The sequence below is a fragment of the Oleiphilus sp. HI0079 genome (assembly GCF_001635105.1).
Map to the genome: position 1 here is coordinate 1 of NZ_LWFT01000958.1, position 1697 is coordinate 1697.

2 protein-coding genes are annotated in these 1697 nt (G+C 48.8%); one reads left to right on the top strand and one right to left on the bottom strand.

Annotated elements, in window-relative coordinates; all coding sequences use genetic code 11:
- On the top strand, positions 1-798 hold a 798-nt coding region (locus A3750_RS17500), incomplete at its 5' end, for a GGDEF domain-containing protein (protein WP_156498691.1).
- A gap of 26 nt (positions 799-824) precedes the next feature.
- On the opposite strand, the gene A3750_RS17505 is transcribed toward A3750_RS17500, so the two are convergent.
- A partial coding sequence (locus A3750_RS17505) for a fatty acid desaturase family protein (RefSeq protein WP_068548524.1) occupies positions 825-1697 on the bottom strand: 873 nt, incomplete at its 5' end.

The window sequence follows — 1697 nt, forward strand, 5'->3', positions numbered from 1 at the left end:
CACTTCCCGGGACACATCGATTACGCCATATTTCTTCTTCTGCCCATGCTGTTTGCGCTACTTTTTCGATATGGCCAGCGCTTGATCTTCACGGTGCAAGCTAGCGTGCTTAGCTTTGCCATCGTCGCGACATGGCTCTCTCATGGTCCTTTTTCAAGCGACGTTCCGTGGATTAGCCTTTTGCAGTTACAAAGTTTTGCCGCCGCATTCTCCATTGTTCTTTTCATGGTAGCGATACTCAATCTTGAGAAAACACTCAATGAGGCCTATTTGGAGAAGCACGCAAAAGAACTGGAAGAACTCTACAGAAAAGACGCCCTTACAGGCCTATGGAATCGCTATCGAATTAAGGAGTTTATTAAAATAGAACTCGAACGACAAAAGCGTGAAATGAGCCCTTTTGCGGTACTGCTCATCGACATTGACGACTTTAAGCACGTGAATGACACACTTGGGCATTTAGAGGGCGACCGCATACTCACAGAGCTCGCTGCGCTTATTCGCTCCAGTATTCGAGAAATTGACTTCGCAGGACGCTGGGGCGGAGAGGAGTTCATCGTCATAACCAGCAAAACCAATCAGGGCGCCTTACCGATCATCGCAGCAAAACTTCTGCAAGCGGTACGCTTACATGACTTTGGATTGCAAAAACCGCTGACGGTCAGCATTGGCAGCACAATCTCAACCATCGGTGATACAGAGCTCTCGGTTATTGATCGCGCAGACCAAGCTCTGTATCGATCAAAACACGGCGGTAAAGACACCGCTTCGTTTCGCTTTGTTCAGGGCAAGCACTAGCCCAAACAGCGTTCTGAATTAAGGCTCTAGCTTGCGCTGCTCGCAATGCGCACGATCTCGGGATAGCCGCGCTCAATAAGCGCTTCTGGTTTATCTTGATAAAACCCTCGCGCCTTTAATAAAGCATGCATTTTTGGCAAGTGATAGCTCGGCACCGTAGGCAAAAAATGATGCTCGCAATGGTAATTCACATAATTTGGTGCAAAGAGCGCTCGCTCCCACCATCGCGCAATCGTCGTCCGCGTGGTATCTCTTACATCGTCTGATGCAAAAGCGGGCATCGCGCCGTGCTCAGCTATCTGACGCAAGCGCACAATGAATGGGTAGAAAAAGATAAACGCCACCCACCAGTACACATACAACAACGGCTGACCGACTCCGTAAAACACCGCGATCATCGCGCCATGACACAACAGTACCTGCGTATAATTTTTCAATCCAGATTGATTGTAAGCGCCTTCTTGTTCGTTTGTGCCAAGCGACACAGTGCTGCCCTGACGACCAGGCAACACAAAGAACAATACGCCGTAGAGCATCTTACTTCCAGAAAGGCCGAATGCATCGCGCAAGATCTTGCGCAAAAAGCTGGACTTAGTAACTGGGTATTGCGCGATATTTCCTAGATCCGGGTCTTCATCCGTTCCGGTTTTGGCATGATGCTTTAAATGATAAGGTCGATAAAAATCAAATGGTATCAGCATGGGCATGCCAGCAAACCAGTGCCCAACAAAACGGTTCAAACGCACCGTACTAAAAAATGCCTGATGCGAACATTCGTGCAGTAGAATACCTAGGCCAAGTTGCCGCCCGCCAAGAATCGCTAAGGCAACGATCTTCAAGGCCCAATGCAGCGACGAAGCGAGCACAACGAAACAGCCGATAATGACGAGCCAATTGAA